This is a genomic window from Micromonospora sp. DT63 (assembly GCF_049841615.1).
Classification (GTDB): Bacteria; Actinomycetota; Actinomycetes; order Mycobacteriales; family Micromonosporaceae; genus Micromonospora.
Genome location: NZ_JBNCKQ010000001.1, coordinates 515,791 through 529,097 on the forward strand (window position 1 = coordinate 515,791; position 13,307 = coordinate 529,097).

12 protein-coding genes are annotated in these 13,307 nt (G+C 72.4%); 3 read left to right on the top strand and 9 right to left on the bottom strand.

Going from position 1 to position 13,307, the window contains the following annotated elements:
• Positions 1-142 precede the first annotated feature (142 nt).
• Positions 143-1,876, top strand: a complete 1,734-nt coding sequence (locus tag ACLQ27_RS02490; protein WP_234588756.1) for a DEAD/DEAH box helicase — start codon at positions 143-145, stop codon at positions 1,874-1,876.
• Positions 1,877-1,925: 49 nt separating this feature from the next.
• Here ACLQ27_RS02490 and ACLQ27_RS02495 read toward each other — a convergent pair whose 3' ends face one another.
• The 5 genes from ACLQ27_RS02495 to ACLQ27_RS02515 all read right to left on the bottom strand — a co-directional run bounded on the left by ACLQ27_RS02495 (position 1,926) and on the right by ACLQ27_RS02515 (position 6,738).
• Positions 1,926-2,330, bottom strand: coding sequence for a DoxX family protein (locus tag ACLQ27_RS02495; protein WP_234588757.1), 405 nt, complete (start codon positions 2,328-2,330; stop codon positions 1,926-1,928).
• A gap of 134 nt (positions 2,331-2,464) precedes the next feature.
• A complete protein-coding gene (gene lon, locus ACLQ27_RS02500; RefSeq protein ID WP_357496882.1) occupies positions 2,465-4,795 on the bottom strand; it encodes an endopeptidase La in 2,331 nt (776 codons plus the stop codon).
• Positions 4,796-4,833: 38 nt separating this feature from the next.
• Entirely contained in the window at positions 4,834-5,091 is a 258-nt protein-coding gene (locus tag ACLQ27_RS02505; protein ID WP_425865463.1) for a hypothetical protein, read from the bottom strand.
• Positions 5,088-5,921, bottom strand: coding sequence for a manganese catalase family protein (locus ACLQ27_RS02510; protein WP_425865464.1), 834 nt, complete (start codon positions 5,919-5,921; stop codon positions 5,088-5,090). Before ACLQ27_RS02510 ends, ACLQ27_RS02505 begins: the two co-directional genes overlap by 4 nt.
• A gap of 85 nt (positions 5,922-6,006) precedes the next feature.
• Complete coding sequence (locus tag ACLQ27_RS02515; protein WP_357496888.1) at positions 6,007-6,738, bottom strand: sensor histidine kinase; 732 nt, start codon at positions 6,736-6,738, stop codon at positions 6,007-6,009.
• 98 nt (positions 6,739-6,836) lie between these two features.
• On the opposite strand from ACLQ27_RS02515, the gene ACLQ27_RS02520 reads away from it, so the two are divergent.
• Both ACLQ27_RS02520 and ACLQ27_RS02525 read left to right on the top strand, forming a co-directional pair.
• On the top strand, positions 6,837-7,445 hold the full coding sequence (locus ACLQ27_RS02520; RefSeq protein ID WP_234588763.1) for a response regulator: 609 nt from the start codon (positions 6,837-6,839) through the stop codon (positions 7,443-7,445).
• Positions 7,446-7,601: 156 nt separating this feature from the next.
• On the top strand, positions 7,602-7,949 hold the full coding sequence (locus tag ACLQ27_RS02525) for a histone-like nucleoid-structuring protein Lsr2 (protein WP_234588764.1): 348 nt from the start codon (positions 7,602-7,604) through the stop codon (positions 7,947-7,949).
• Positions 7,950-8,057: 108 nt separating this feature from the next.
• Here ACLQ27_RS02525 and ACLQ27_RS02530 read toward each other — a convergent pair whose 3' ends face one another.
• The 4 genes from ACLQ27_RS02530 to ACLQ27_RS02545 all read right to left on the bottom strand — a co-directional run bounded on the left by ACLQ27_RS02530 (position 8,058) and on the right by ACLQ27_RS02545 (position 13,236).
• The gene (locus ACLQ27_RS02530; RefSeq protein WP_357496894.1) at positions 8,058-9,356 is read right to left on the bottom strand and encodes a hypothetical protein; all 1,299 of its coding nucleotides are present in this window, start codon (positions 9,354-9,356) and stop codon (positions 8,058-8,060) included.
• A 291-nt stretch (positions 9,357-9,647) separates the two neighbouring features.
• Positions 9,648-10,526 (bottom strand): hypothetical protein, encoded by an 879-nt coding sequence (locus ACLQ27_RS02535; protein WP_357573814.1) that lies wholly within the window; start codon positions 10,524-10,526, stop codon positions 9,648-9,650.
• A 106-nt stretch (positions 10,527-10,632) separates the two neighbouring features.
• Positions 10,633-12,252, bottom strand: a complete 1,620-nt coding sequence (locus tag ACLQ27_RS02540; RefSeq protein ID WP_357496898.1) for an Ig-like domain-containing protein — start codon at positions 12,250-12,252, stop codon at positions 10,633-10,635.
• A 117-nt stretch (positions 12,253-12,369) separates the two neighbouring features.
• Positions 12,370-13,236 carry a phytanoyl-CoA dioxygenase family protein gene (locus tag ACLQ27_RS02545; protein ID WP_425865465.1) on the bottom strand — a complete coding sequence of 289 codons (867 nt, stop codon included), beginning with the start codon at positions 13,234-13,236 and terminating at the stop codon, positions 12,370-12,372.
• Positions 13,237-13,307 lie beyond the last annotated feature (71 nt).

Sequence of the window (13,307 nt, forward strand, 5' to 3'; positions counted from 1 at the left end):
TCCACACAAGTTCGGGGAAAGTGCTGCTTCGGGCGTCGCGGAGGCAGCACTTTCCCCGAAGTTGCGTGGATCTTGAGGGGCGCAGGCGCTCTTGTGCCGGTCGGCTCAGCGCCCGCTGAGTCGTGATGAAAGGCTTGACCCCATGAGTTCCGCACCTGCACAGCACGACGCACCGACCGACACCACCCCCGCCGGCGCCGACGAGGTGAACGCGTTCACGGAGTTGGGGCTCCGCGCCGAACTGCTGGGCGCGCTGTCCGCCCTCGGCTACGAGGAGCCGACCCCCATCCAGCGCGAGGCCATCCCGCCCCTGCTCGACGGTCGGGACCTGCTCGGTCAGGCCGCCACCGGCACCGGCAAGACGGCTGCGTTCGCGCTGCCGCTGCTGCACCGGATGGAGGCGCATCGCGACGGCGGGGACCCGGTGGCGCTGGTGCTGGTGCCGACGCGGGAGCTGGCGGTGCAGGTGTCCGAGGCGTTCCACCGCTACGGCAAGGACCTGGGTGCGCGGGTGCTGCCGATCTACGGCGGGCAGCCGATCGGGCGGCAGCTGCGGGCACTGGACAGCGGCGTCGATGTGGTCGTGGCCACCCCGGGTCGGGCCCTCGACCACATCGCTCGCGGCACCCTGCGCCTCGGTGGCCTGGCCACGGTGGTGCTCGACGAGGCCGACGAGATGCTCGACATGGGCTTCGCCGAGGACATCGAGGCGATCCTGGAGCACGCTCCGGCGCAGCGCCAGACGGTGCTGTTCTCGGCCACCATGCCGTCCCGGATCGACGGGATGGCCCGCCAGCACCTGCGCGAGCCGGTCCGCATCGAGATCGGCCGGGAACCGACGGTGGCCGGCGAGGCGCCCCGGGTGCGCCAGAGCGCGTACATCGTGACACGGGCGCACAAGCCGGCCGCGCTGGGCCGGGTCCTGGACGTGGAGTCGCCCACGGCGGCGATCGTGTTCTGCCGCAGCCGCGAGGAGGTGGACCGGCTGACCGAGACGATGAACGGCCGGGGCTACCGCTCCGAGGCGCTGCACGGCGGGATGAGCCAGGAGCAGCGCGACCGGGTGATGGGCCGGCTGCGGGCCGGCACCGCCGACCTGCTGGTCGCCACCGACGTGGCCGCGCGTGGGCTGGACGTCGAGCAGCTCACCCACGTGGTCAACTACGACGTGCCGTCGGCGCCGGAGTCGTACGTGCACCGGATCGGCCGGGTGGGCCGGGCCGGTCGGGAGGGCGTGGCGATCACCCTCGCCGAGCCGCGCGAGCACCGGATGCTCAAGACGATCGAGCGGGTGACCGGCCAGCGGATCACCATCGACAAGATCCCCACGGTGGCCGACATGCGGACCCGCCGGCTGGAGCTGACCCAGGCGGCGCTGCGGGAGAGCCTGCTGGAGGACGACCTGGACCCGTTCCGGGTCATCGTGGAGACGCTCACCGACGAGTTCGACCTGATGGAGGTCGCGCTCGCCGCGGTGAAGCTGGCGCACGAGGTGACATCGCCGGGCTCGGACGACGAGGAGGAGATCCCGCAGGCGCCGGTGCGCGGCCCGCGCGAGGGTCGGCCGGAGGCCGGTGGCCGGGGCGGCGACCGGCGCGGCGGCGGTCGTCCCCGCTCGGGCGGCGGCAACACCGTCCAGGTCTTCGTCGGTCTGGGCCGGCGCGCGGGGGTGCGCCCGCAGGATCTGGTCGGCGCGATCACCGGCGAGACCGGAATCCGCGGCCGGGACATCGGCTCGATCGAGATCGCCGACCGGTTCTCCCTGGTGGAGGTGCCGCAGGGCGTCGCCGACGAGGTGATCTCGGGGTTGCGCTCCAGCACCATCAAGGGCCGCAAGGCCACGGTTCGTCGCGACCGCGGCGGCGAGGGGCGCTGAGCACGCCGCCGGCGACCGCCGGGGTACGACGGTCGCCGGCGTGTCAGCCTCAGAAGGAGTACGGCCCGAAGCGGCCCCAGGCGACGACGGCGGCGAGGACGAGCAGCACCGCGCAGGTGATCGCGCCCTGGATCTCCGTCCGACGCTCGGCCGCCGTGTCGCGCTTGTTCCGGTCGCGCAGGTGCACCAGGATGCCGCCGACCATGACGATGACCAGCCCGAGGGCGGCCAGCGGGGTGAGCACGGTGGCGATGCCGGTGAGGGCGGGCAGCACGAGCCCGACGGCGGCCAGCACCTCGACCGCGCCGAGGGCCTTGACCTGCGACGGCGGGACCGGGTCCACCCACCGCATCATGTCGCGCAGCTTGTCCTTGGGCTGGGTCAGCTTGGCCAGGCCGGCGCCGGCGAAGACGACGGCGAGCAGGATCTGGATTATCCAGAGCACCAGGTTCACGGGGGTTACCTCCGGGGGCACCGCCTCGCGGCGGAGAGGTGATTGAGGGGTTCCAGCGAGACAGTAGCCCTCGGTGCGCGTACATCAATGGCCCCCGCCGTCGGAGAGACGGCGGGGGCCATTGGTTCGGAGTGTCAGGCCGCGAAGAGCGCCGGACCGTCCAGCGCCTGGACGTCGGCCGGGCGCAGCGCCAGGGCGAGCACGTCGGCCACGTCGGCCAGGGTGTGCACGGTCAGCGCCTCGCGCACCTCGGTCGGCAGGTCGTCCAGGTCCGGCTCGTTGCGCGCCGGGATGATCACCTCGGTGAGGCCGGCCCGGTGCGCGGCGAGCAGCTTCTGCTTCACCCCGCCGATCGGCAGCACCCGACCGGAGAGCGTCACCTCACCGGTCATCCCGAACTCGGGGCGCACCGCCCGCCCGGTGACCAGGGACGCCAGGGCCGTCACCATGGTGATGCCGGCGCTCGGGCCGTCCTTGGGCACCGCGCCCGCCGGGACGTGCAGGTGGATCCGGCGTCCCGCCAGGGCGTTCGGGTCGATGCCGAGCCGACGCCCGTTGGAGCGCAGGTACGACAGCGCGATGTGCGCCGACTCCTTCATGACGTCGCCGAGCTGGCCGGTCAGGGTCAACCCCGGCTCGCCCTCCATGCTCGTCGCCTCGATGAAGAGCACGTCCCCGCCGGCGCCGGTGACGGCGAGGCCGGTGGCCACGCCGGGCACCGCGGTGCGCTCGGCCGACTCCGGGGTGAACTTCGGCCGCCCCAGGTAGCCGGTGAGGTTGTCGGTGTCGACGCGTACCGGCGACGGGTCGGTCGCCAGCGTCACCGCCACCTTGCGCAGGATCTTGGCCAGAGCCCGTTCGAGCTGGCGGACGCCCGCCTCCCGGGTGTACTCGCCCGCGATCAGCGCCAACGCCTCGTCGGCGACGCCTACCTCGTCGGCGGTCAGACCGGCCCGCTCCCGCTGCCGGGGCAGCAGGTGGTCGCGGGCGATGGCGACCTTCTCGTCCTCGGTGTAGCCGTCCAGGGTGACCAGCTCCATCCGGTCCAGCAGCGGGCCGGGGATGGACTCCACCACGTTGGCGGTGGCCAGGAACAGCACGTCGGACAGGTCCAGGTCGACCTCCAGGTAGTGATCCCGGAAGGTGTGGTTCTGCGCCGGGTCGAGCACCTCCAGCAGGGCGGCGGCCGGGTCACCGGCGTAGCCGGCGGCCAGCTTGTCCACCTCGTCGAGGAGCACGACCGGGTTCATCGAGCCGGCTTCGCGCAGGGCGCGCACGATCCGGCCGGGCAGGGCACCCACGTAGGTGCGCCGGTGACCGCGGATCTCCGCCTCGTCGCGGACGCCGCCGAGCGACACCCGGACGAAGTTGCGCCCGAGCGCCCGGGCCACGGACTCGCCGAGGCTGGTCTTGCCGACCCCGGGAGGACCGGCGAGGGCGAGCACCGCGCCGGAGCCGCGACCGCCGACCACGCCGAGGTTGCGCTCGGCCCGGCGGTTGCGCACCGCGAGGTACTCCAGGATGCGGTCCTTCACGTCGGCCAGGCCGGCGTGGTCGGCGTCGAGCACCGCCCGGGCCGCGGCCAGGTCGGTGTTGTCCTGGGTACGCGTACCCCACGGCATTTCCAGCACGGTGTCCAGCCAGGTGCGGATCCAGCCCGCCTCCGGGGAGGCGTCGCTGGCCCGTTCCAGCTTGCCGACCTCGCGCATCGCCGCCTCGCGGACCTTGTCCGGCAGGTCGGCGCTCTCCACGCGGGAGCGGTAGTCGGCCGAGCCGTCCGGCTCGTCCTCGCCCAGCTCCTTGCGGATCGCGGCGAGCTGCTGGCGCAGCAGGAACTCCCGCTGCGACTTCTCCAGGCCCTCGCGGACGTCGCTGTTGATCTGCTCGGTGACCTCCTGCTCGGCCAGGTACGCCTTGACCCAGCCGACCAGCAGCTCCAGCCGGGCGGTGACGTCCGGTGCGGCGAGCAGCTCGGTCTTCTCCTCCAGGGTCAACCAGGGCGCGTAGCCGGCCGAGTCGGCCAGCTCGGACAGGTCGGTCATCCGCTCCACCGCGTCGATGACCTGCCAGGCGCCGCGCTGTTGGAGCACTGAGGTCACCAGGGCGCGGTACTCGCGGGCGAGTTCCCGGGCGCGGCCGGCGGGAGCGGGTTCGTCGAGTTCGGTCGCCTCGACCCAGAGGGCGGCGCCGGGGCCGGGCACGCCGGAGCCGATCCGGGCCCGGGACAGGCCACGGACCACGGCGGCGGGCTCACCGTCGGGCAGCCGGCCGACCTTCTCGATGGTGGCGACCACGCCGACCGGTCCGTACTCGCCGTCGATGCGCGGCACGGCCAGCAGCTTGCGGTCGCCGGTCGCCCGGGCCGCGTCGATGGCGGCCTGGGTGGTCGGGTCGAGGGTCACCGGGATGACCATGCCGGGCAGCAGCACGGCGTCGGTCAGGGGAAGTACCGGAAGAGTTGCCATCGAACACCTGCTATCGCGTTGAGTTGAGCGTGTCTCACTCAAGTAACAAAGCGTTCCCCTTGTTCCGGGGTGTGACCCAGACCACTGCCGGGTGCCGTCGGGCGAGCCGGAAGCAACAACGCCCGGACCGCCCGGACGCCGCCGGCCAGCGCCACGGCGACGGGAATGGCCAGGCTGGTCAACACCAGGGCCAGCACCACCCGGGCGGGCAGCCCGACGCCGACGGCGAGCGCCGTCAACACCGTGCAGACCACCAGCTTCACCCGGGTACGCGACAGGCTCCCGACCGTGTTCACGACGCGGCCGGGTTCGTGCCGTACAACCGGGGGTCGCCCGGCGGCAGGACCGGCTCGGGGGCGTTCGCGCGCGGATTGTCGTCGTAGCGGAACTCGCCCTTGCCGTCCGGCGCGGGCCCGGACGCCCAGCGCCCCTGGGCGGCGTCGGTGCCGGAGGAGAAGCCCAGGTAGGTGTAGCCGAACTCCTCGGTGAACTCCCCGGAATCCGGAAAGGCGTCGGGCACCGGCATGTCCTCCAGGCCGTCCTCCCGGAGCTGCTCGATGGCGGCCAGCCACATGTTCTGGTGCATGGTGTCGCGGGCCAGCAGGAAGCGCAGCATCTGCTTGACGCCGGGGTCGTCGGTCATGTTGAACAGCCGGGAGACCTGCAGGCGGCCCTGCGCCTCGGCGGTGACGTTGAGCTGGAAGTCGGCCAGCAGGTTGCCGCTGGCGGTGATGAACGCCCCGTTCCAGGGCACCCCGTTGCTGTCGGCGGGCAGCGCCCCGGCACCGCTGTGGATGAAGTGCGCCGGGTTCGACCCGGCGTAGACCGCCCCACCGCCCGGGTTGTCCGCGACGGCTTCCGAGAGCGACAGCGGGGCGTTGTCCAGCAGCCGGGCGATCATCGTGACGATCATCTCGACGTGGCCGATTTCCTCGGTGCCGACGTCGAGCAGCAGGTCCTTGTACTTGCCGGGCAGCCGGCAGTTCCACCCCTGGAACAGGTACTGGTTGGCGACGGTCATCTCGCCCCACTTGCCGCCCAGCACCTCCTGCAGGCGGCGGGCGAACGCGGCGTCCGGAGCGTCCGGCTTGGCTTCGAACTGCAGGTCCTTGACGTGGCTGAACATTCGACCTCCTCGGTGCCGGCATGCTGGCATCGAGGACGATTCCCGCCCCGCTGACCCGAGGGTGCCAACCCGTGTCCCGCCGGGGTCAGCGCAGCGGATGGACCACCGGCAGCAGCACCTCCAGCGCCACGCCCCGGGGCCGCAGCCGGTGCGCGCGCAGCACTCCCCCGTCGGCGGCCACCAGGTGTCGCGCGATCCACAGCCCCAGCCCGGACATCCCGGCCGCCGGTGCCGGACGGCGCAGCGCCACCAGCAGCGCCTCGTCCACCCGCCCCTCGTCGGTGACGACGATGCTCAGGCCGGGACCGCGCAGCGCCGCGTAGATCCCGACGTGCCCCCCGGCCGGCCCGTGGCGCAGCGCGTTCTCCACGAGGTTCACCAACACCTGCCGGGTCCGGCCGGCCGGGACCGGCCAGGAACCCGCCCGCCGGGTGACGCGGGCCCGTCGCCGGCCCGCCGGCACCAGCGCGGCGGCCTCCCGCAGGAGCCCCGCCAGTGGCACTGTGGCATCCGGTGGGGCGGTCGGCGCCAACGCGCCGGCGCCGGCCGTCGCGTCCCGCAGCAGGCCCTGCAGGTGGACGGCCTGGTCACGAGCGAGTTCGATGATGGCCCGCTGGTCCGCGCCGGTCAGCGTCCGGCGCTCATCGGCCAACGCCCGGGTCAACGAGGTCAGGGCGCTGACCGGGGTACGGAACTCGTGGCACAACACGCGCAGCAGCAGGTCGGCGTCGACACCCGCGGTCGGCTCGGCGCCCGGTTCCGGCCCGGTCCGACGCAAACCTCGCAACAACCCCTGCCAGCCGTGGCGTGCCCGCATGCATCCGACTCCCCCCGTTCGGTGCGTACCCGCATGATCGGTACCCGCTGGGGAACGGCGTAGACATGCCGGACGCCCCCACCCTCAGACTCGCTGTCGTGGACGACCACCCCCTTTTCGTCCGTGGCCTTGAGCTGCTGCTTCCGGCGACCACCGACGGACGCGCCGAGGTGGTCGGCTCGACCGGCGACGCCGCCGCGGCGGCCACCCTGGTCAGCCGCTGCCACCCCGACCTGGCGCTCGTCGACCTGCACATGCCACCGCCCGGCGGCGTCCGGGCGGTGGCCGCCATCCGGCGGACCACGCCCCGCGTACGGGTGGTCGCCATGTCCGGTTCCACCGATCCGACACCCGCGCTGGAGGCGCTGCGGGCCGGCGCGGAGGGGTTCCTGCCCAAGACCAGCGAACCCGAGGAGCTGCTGCCCCCGTTGCTGGCCATTCTCGACGGCTGGGCGGTGCTGCCGGCCGAGCTGCTGCGCGCCCTGCTGGGGCCCTCCCGCGCCGCGTCGGTCGACCTCGACGCCGAGGAGCGCCGCCTGCTGCGAGCGATCGCCGCCGGCCGCAGCACCGTCGACGTCGCCGAGGAACTGCACGTCTCGGAACGGACGGTGAAACGGATGACCGCCGCGCTGCTGCGCAAGCTGCGGGTCGCCAACCGCGCGGAGGCGGCGGCCGTCGCCGGCCACGCCGGCCTGCTTACCGATTGACGCGGGGTTCAACGCCCGCGATTCCGCGTCGGTTCACGGTTTTGTACGCACTCAATCGCGACGCGCCGAAATGAATGGGACGCATATTGTTGCGGATTCCCCGGGTAGTAGGTCAGACTTTGGACACATCCCGCCACACACAGGGAGTAATCGGCAATGGCGAGAAAAGTAATCACGGTGCTGACCGACGACCTCGACGGCGGGAAGGCCGACCGGACGGTCGAGTTCAGTCTCGACGGCGTGGCCTACACGATCGATGTCTCGGACGAGAATGCCGGCGTCCTGCGGAAGGCGCTGGACCCGTACATCAATGCGGGTCGGCGGATCGGTCGGGGCCCTGCGGAGAACACGCGGACAGTTCGGCGGCCGGGGCGACCCAGCGGCGCCGGAATGGACCGCGAGCAGAACCGGGCGATCCGGGAATGGGCCGTCCAGAACGGCTACAAGATTTCCGAGCGGGGCCGGATCCCGGTCGAGGTCGTCGAGGCGTACAAGAGCCGCTGACACACCGCACGACGACGGGGTCCCGCCAATACGGCGGGACCCCGTCGCTGTGTGCGCGGCCGGCCACCCGGGTGCTGTCCGCCCAGGTGGCCGGCCGCCGATCGACGATCAGTTGACGTTGATGCGGATCGAATCGAACGCGGGGGTCTGGTTGGCCCGCTCCATCATCGGCAGACGGTGCGAGCCGTCACCGGCCCAGACCGAGCACTGCGCCGTACCCGACTCCGGCAGGCCCGGAATCTGAATGGTCACCTCGTCCGGCTGGGCGCCACCGCGGCCATCCTCGGTCGCGACGAAGAACGCCGGCACCTCCTGCGGCTCCGGCGGCGCGGTCAGGCTGTCCAGCATCCGGCAGGCGGTGTGGAAGTGACCCCGGACCAGGCCCTGGTCGTTGAGCAGCGAGCTCTCCACGTAGTAGCCACCCTGACCGGCCGCGAGGAAGCGGTCACGGACCAGGTTCTTGGTGCTGACCCGCAGGGTGAAGGGCTGGTTGCGGCCGACCTGCTGCGGGAACTGGGTGATCAGCAGCGACGGGTTGTTGGCGGCGGCGCCCACCTCACCGAACTCGGTGCTCACGCACCGGTTGCCGTTCTGGAAACCGTCGTGCGCCTGCAACTGGCTCTCGTCGCAGTTGTTGGCCAGAACGCCGAGACCCGCGCCGGGGGCGGTGCCACCATTGTTTCCGCCGTTGTTGCCGCCACCGTTGTTTCCACCGCCGGTGTTCCCACCGTTGTTGGTGCCACCGCCGGTGTTCCCACCGTTGTTGTTCCCACCGCCGGTGCTGCCGCCGTTGTTGTTACCAGTGGGCTGCACCTGGCACTCGGCGAGCTGCGCCAAACCCTGCGGACGCGGTCCGACCCGGTCGATAGCGGTCGTAATCCGGTCCAGCACCGCCTTCCGCTTACCGGCCAGCGGCTGCAGGATCGCATTGCGGATGAAAGCGGCGCCCTTGTTGCCCTCGGCGGCCAGCCGGCGATCGGCCTCGGCGATCTGGGTCTGCAACTGCGCGAGATTACGGTCGACCTCGGCTCGCGCCCGATCCGGCACCTGCGGCAGCTTGGCCGCCACATCGGGGCAGGCGACGGCCGAGCCGGTGCCCACCGTGCCGTCCTTGCCGTCCTCGCACTCCGCCACCGACTCCTGACCGTCACCCCAGTGGTTACGCACCCACCGACCGTTCTGCCAGGTACGGCTGGTCGAGGCGCCGCTCGGCGCGGTCGAGCCGGGGCTCGGCTCCACGCACTGTCCGGCGGCGGGCCGGGGCTTGTTCGTCCGCCGGTCCTGGGCCGACGAGATCTGGGTGACGGCGACTACTCCGCCGAACACCACGAGCGTGCCGACAACGGCCAGCAGACGCTTGCTCCGCGCGATGCCGGGTGACCGGCCCGCCCGAGTGGACCTGCGCATCGAATTGCTCTCCTTCTCGATCCGGTAGTGGATTCCTGCCCTCGGCGGACCGACGGATGTGAGATGGCACGCCACGGCGGCGACCACCGCGACCTACCCGGTAACGTGTCGATGGCCGACGATGCCCTTTCCGCACCGTCTCCCGCGTCCGGTCGACGCGGTCGGGGAGATCCTCTTCGTTCGCGCAGGAGTACGGGACGGCGACGGCGAAGGTTCAACCCGCGCACAGAAAATTGCTCCGCCGCCGAGCGAATCGGCTGCGGAGCGGGGTTCAGCAGGGAAAGTGGCCGGTCAGTCAGCGCAGAGGTGGTCGAACGCGAAACCACCCACCAGCTCGTCCCGCCGCCGGCTCAGCGCGACGATCTCCGTGGTGAGGTCCGCGCGCGCCAGCAGGTCCGGGCCGTCCGGCCGTACGGCGCGCAGCCGTTCGCCGATCGCGACGGTCGCGAGGTCCTCGGCCAGCCGGGCCACGTCGACGCCGCAGGAGAAGCGCTGCGCGGTCACCGAGACCCGCTCGATCAGGCACGCGTCCGGGCGCACCTGCACCCAGCTCCAGCCCTGCGCCGGGCCCTCGGTCCAGTGCACGTGCAACCCGCGCACGATCGGGTCGGCCAGGCGCCCGGCCACGTACGCCTCGACCGCCGCCGCCCGGGTCAGCGCGCCGAGGTCGTTCACCGGGCCGGTCCGGCCGTCCGGAAGCCGCCCGAGGATGTCGCGAAAGCCCACCGGAGCGGGCTCGTCCTCGGCGCCCGCCACGGTGGCACCGGCCGCGTAGGCGCGCGCGTCGAGCACGTACTCGACGAGGCGCCGGCCGTGCTCGGCGGCCCGCAACGTCGGTGACCCGACGCGCAGCACGGGCAGCCCGACGGCCGCGCTCACGGCGTCGGTGAGGCGCTCGGCGCGCTGCTCGGCCGACCCGGCGGGCGGGACCGGGCCGATCGCCACGGCGACGACCGGCCGCCCGGTGTCGGCGTCACCGACCACGAGGTCGAACGCCGTCCGGCTGGCCGACCCCCACTGGCTGCCGGTGACGCCGGGCGGGCGCCCCTGCACCAGCTCGCTGAGCCGGCGCGTCCCGTACACCCGGTGGCCGGCGCGGTCGAACAGCGCGTCGCGTCCACCATCGGCGGGCATCGCCCGCAGCCAGCCGCGATCCACACTGCTCGTCATGTGCCTGATCCATCCGCCGGTCGGTCGAACCGCGCCGAGTCTAGGCGGTCGATCACCCGTCCCGGTGCTGCGGCCCGGCCGGCTGCGCAGCGCCGCTCCCGCTGCCCTAGCGGCAGACCGCCGTGACGACGACGGGGGCCTGCGGCAGGGTCGGCGGGTGGCAGGCCCCGGGCGCTGCCGGCCGCCAGGCCGCCGCGACGTTGTGGACCATGTCCTCCGGCATGTACTCGGCCCACCGGGACAGGTCGTTGCCGCCGTTCAGGCCACTGGCGAGCAGCACACCGTTGGAACCTCCAACCCGGAGCGCGGCCAGCATTTGCTGCATGCCGACCGCCGGATAGCCGAGCGCGGAACACGCCACATCACCGTCACGCCAGCACTTCCACGCGAGGGCCGGGTCGGCGATCGCCCGATCCGGGTACGGCGCCGAGAACAGGTCGAACATCACCGTCTCGCCGTAGTAGAGGGTCCGACCGACGCTCTGCCAGAAGTCGAGGGCGTACTCGAGGTCGGGTGCCGGCTTGGCGCAGACGGCACGTTCGTCCCGGCAGGTCGCCCCCGGCCCGGTGTAGCGGCCGTGGCTCCAGCCGAGAGCGAGGATGGGCGTGATGCCGGCGACCGTCAAGCGTTGCGTGTACGCGACGATCGCCTGCCGGTACGGCTCACCGCCGTAGCGAGGGTCCACGTACGACAGGCCGAGCCAGCAGGCCTCGTTGAGCGGGACGTACACCGCCTGGACGCCGCGGGCGGCGAGCCTCGCCACGGCGGTGGCGTCGACCGGGCCGTCCCAGATGCCGCGCCCCTGCACGCAGCGGGCCTCCGCGCCGGTGCGCACGAGCGGTGTCAGGCGTCGGGGGGCGGCCGCGTCGATGACCGGGGAGATGCCCCAGAGCTGGTCGCGCACCACGCTGACGTACGGCGCCTGCCGCTCCTCGCCCGGTGTCAACACGCGGACGGACGGGTTCAGGTCGGTCCACCGCGTCGCGCCCTGGTCGTCGTACGCCTGGGCGTGCAGGTAGTAGGAGCCAGCCGGCAGGTCACGCCACTGGGCGGTGTATGGCGCGGTCGTGTCGGTGCCGAGCGAGATGGTGTCGAGCCCGCTGCCCCAGCCGAAGAACTCGACGCGGGTGATCCGCCGGCCGGGCGCGGGCGTGGCGACGGCTTCCGCGTTGATGGTGGCCGGGGCGAAGAAGTGGTCACCATCTTCCGGCCTGATGATCGCGACGGACGGCCGGTTCGGGTCGGGAACGGGACTGGGTGACCCGGTCGGCTGCGGGCTCGGCGAGACCGGCGGCGGGGTCGACGGAGGCGGGCGTGGGGGCAGCACGGTCGTGCAGGTGACGCCGTTGAGCGTGAAGTTCTGCGGCAGGCCGGTCCGGACCCCGTGCGTCATGACGAAGGGAAAGAACTGCTGCTCGTCGGCTGGCAACGTGACACCGGGTAGGTTGCGGATCGTGACCTCACCGCCGTGCTGTTCCCAGCGCACACCGTCGACGTTCTTGATCTGCTCGGTCGGGTAGCGCAGCGGGAAGCTCAACGTCCACTCCGTGAGTGGCTGGCCGACGCTCAGCACCCTGAGGTCGCCGCGCAGCATCGACGGGTACTGAAAGCGGACCTGGAGCTGCGCCGCACACCCGCTGGCGGCGGATGCCGGGACGACCACGGCGAGAACACCCGAGGCGGCGGCGAGCGCGGCGACGGCCAGAGAGACGACCCGGTTCCTCATCAACGACCCCCGTCATCGATAAACGTCACTGGATCCTCGCTCCGGTCGACGCCGGAAGTCAAGGCTGGCGACGCCGGGCGCACCCCTCCGGCGCGCGAGCAGGGGTCGCCGGTGCGCCTACTCCGCAGCGCCCATGACCAGGCCCTCGATGGTGTGCTTCTGCCGGATCGGCTCCAGCTGGTCCACCACCGGGCAGGGCAGATGCTCCCGAACCGTCACGGGCAACCGCTCCCAGTAGCCCCGGGTGACGGCCAGGTCATGGTGGGCGGCGTTGCCCGCGCCGGGGGCGTCGACGCCGAGCACCAGGACCGGGCGGGCCAGGTCCGAGACGTTCGGGGTGCCGCGGTGGATGGTCAGCGCCGACCGGGCCGAGATGTCACCGCGCCGCGGGTACTTGCGCACGGCCCGCCGCTGGTAGCGGGGATAGCGCTCCCTCGGGGGGAACATCTCGTGGTCGAAGTCGGCCCCGTCGTCCCACTGGGTGCCCGGGGCGATCTCGAACGGCCCCATCTCCTCCACCGTGTCGACGGTGGTCAGGTTGAACGCCAGCGAGGTGAGCCTGCGCTGCCGGCGGGTCTCGTCCGGCATCGGGAAGTCCCGGTGCCAGGGCTGCATCGCCGCCCCGGGGAAGGGGATGTCGAAGCCCAGCTCGACGATCTCGTAGTCGTCGCCGAGGACCGCCCGGCAGACCGACATCACCCACGGATGGGTGACCAGTTCCACGAAACCGGTCAGCTGCTCCGGATGGATCTCCACGTACCACCGCTGCGGGCCGCGTCCGACCGCACCGTCGGGACGCGAACGCGCCTCCTCGAACGCGGCGGCCACGTCCCTGCCGACCTGCTCCACCCAGGCCGGGTCGAAGGCGCCCCGACAGGCGGTGATGCCGTCGCGGTAGAGGTCGCCGAGCGCCTCGACCGGGACGTCGTCGTCGGCCGCGGGGTGGGTGGCGGGTGCCGCTGACTGAGCCGGGGGTACGCGCATCGGAGCCTCCTCGGGCGGACGACGCAGGTCTTACAACGTTGTAGAAGCGTGGCAAGGGTCGACGGGCGACG

Bases quoted from the DNA above. Each gene is read 5' to 3' on its own strand.
- ACLQ27_RS02525 (WP_234588764.1), top strand. From the start codon at position 7,602: ATGGCGAGAAAAGTAATCACGGTGCTGACCGACGACCTCGACGGCGGG.
- ACLQ27_RS02545 (WP_425865465.1), bottom strand. From the start codon at position 13,236: ATGCGCGTACCCCCGGCTCAGTCAGCGGCACCCGCCACCCACCCCGCG.
- ACLQ27_RS02510 (WP_425865464.1), bottom strand. From the start codon at position 5,921: ATGTTCAGCCACGTCAAGGACCTGCAGTTCGAAGCCAAGCCGGACGCT.
- ACLQ27_RS02490 (WP_234588756.1), top strand. From the start codon at position 143: ATGAGTTCCGCACCTGCACAGCACGACGCACCGACCGACACCACCCCC.
- ACLQ27_RS02540 (WP_357496898.1), bottom strand. From the start codon at position 12,252: ATGAGGAACCGGGTCGTCTCTCTGGCCGTCGCCGCGCTCGCCGCCGCC.
- ACLQ27_RS02515 (WP_357496888.1), bottom strand. From the start codon at position 6,738: ATGCGGGCACGCCACGGCTGGCAGGGGTTGTTGCGAGGTTTGCGTCGG.
- ACLQ27_RS02535 (WP_357573814.1), bottom strand. From the start codon at position 10,526: ATGACGAGCAGTGTGGATCGCGGCTGGCTGCGGGCGATGCCCGCCGAT.
- lon (WP_357496882.1), bottom strand. From the start codon at position 4,795: ATGGCAACTCTTCCGGTACTTCCCCTGACCGACGCCGTGCTGCTGCCC.
- ACLQ27_RS02530 (WP_357496894.1), bottom strand. From the start codon at position 9,356: ATGCGCAGGTCCACTCGGGCGGGCCGGTCACCCGGCATCGCGCGGAGC.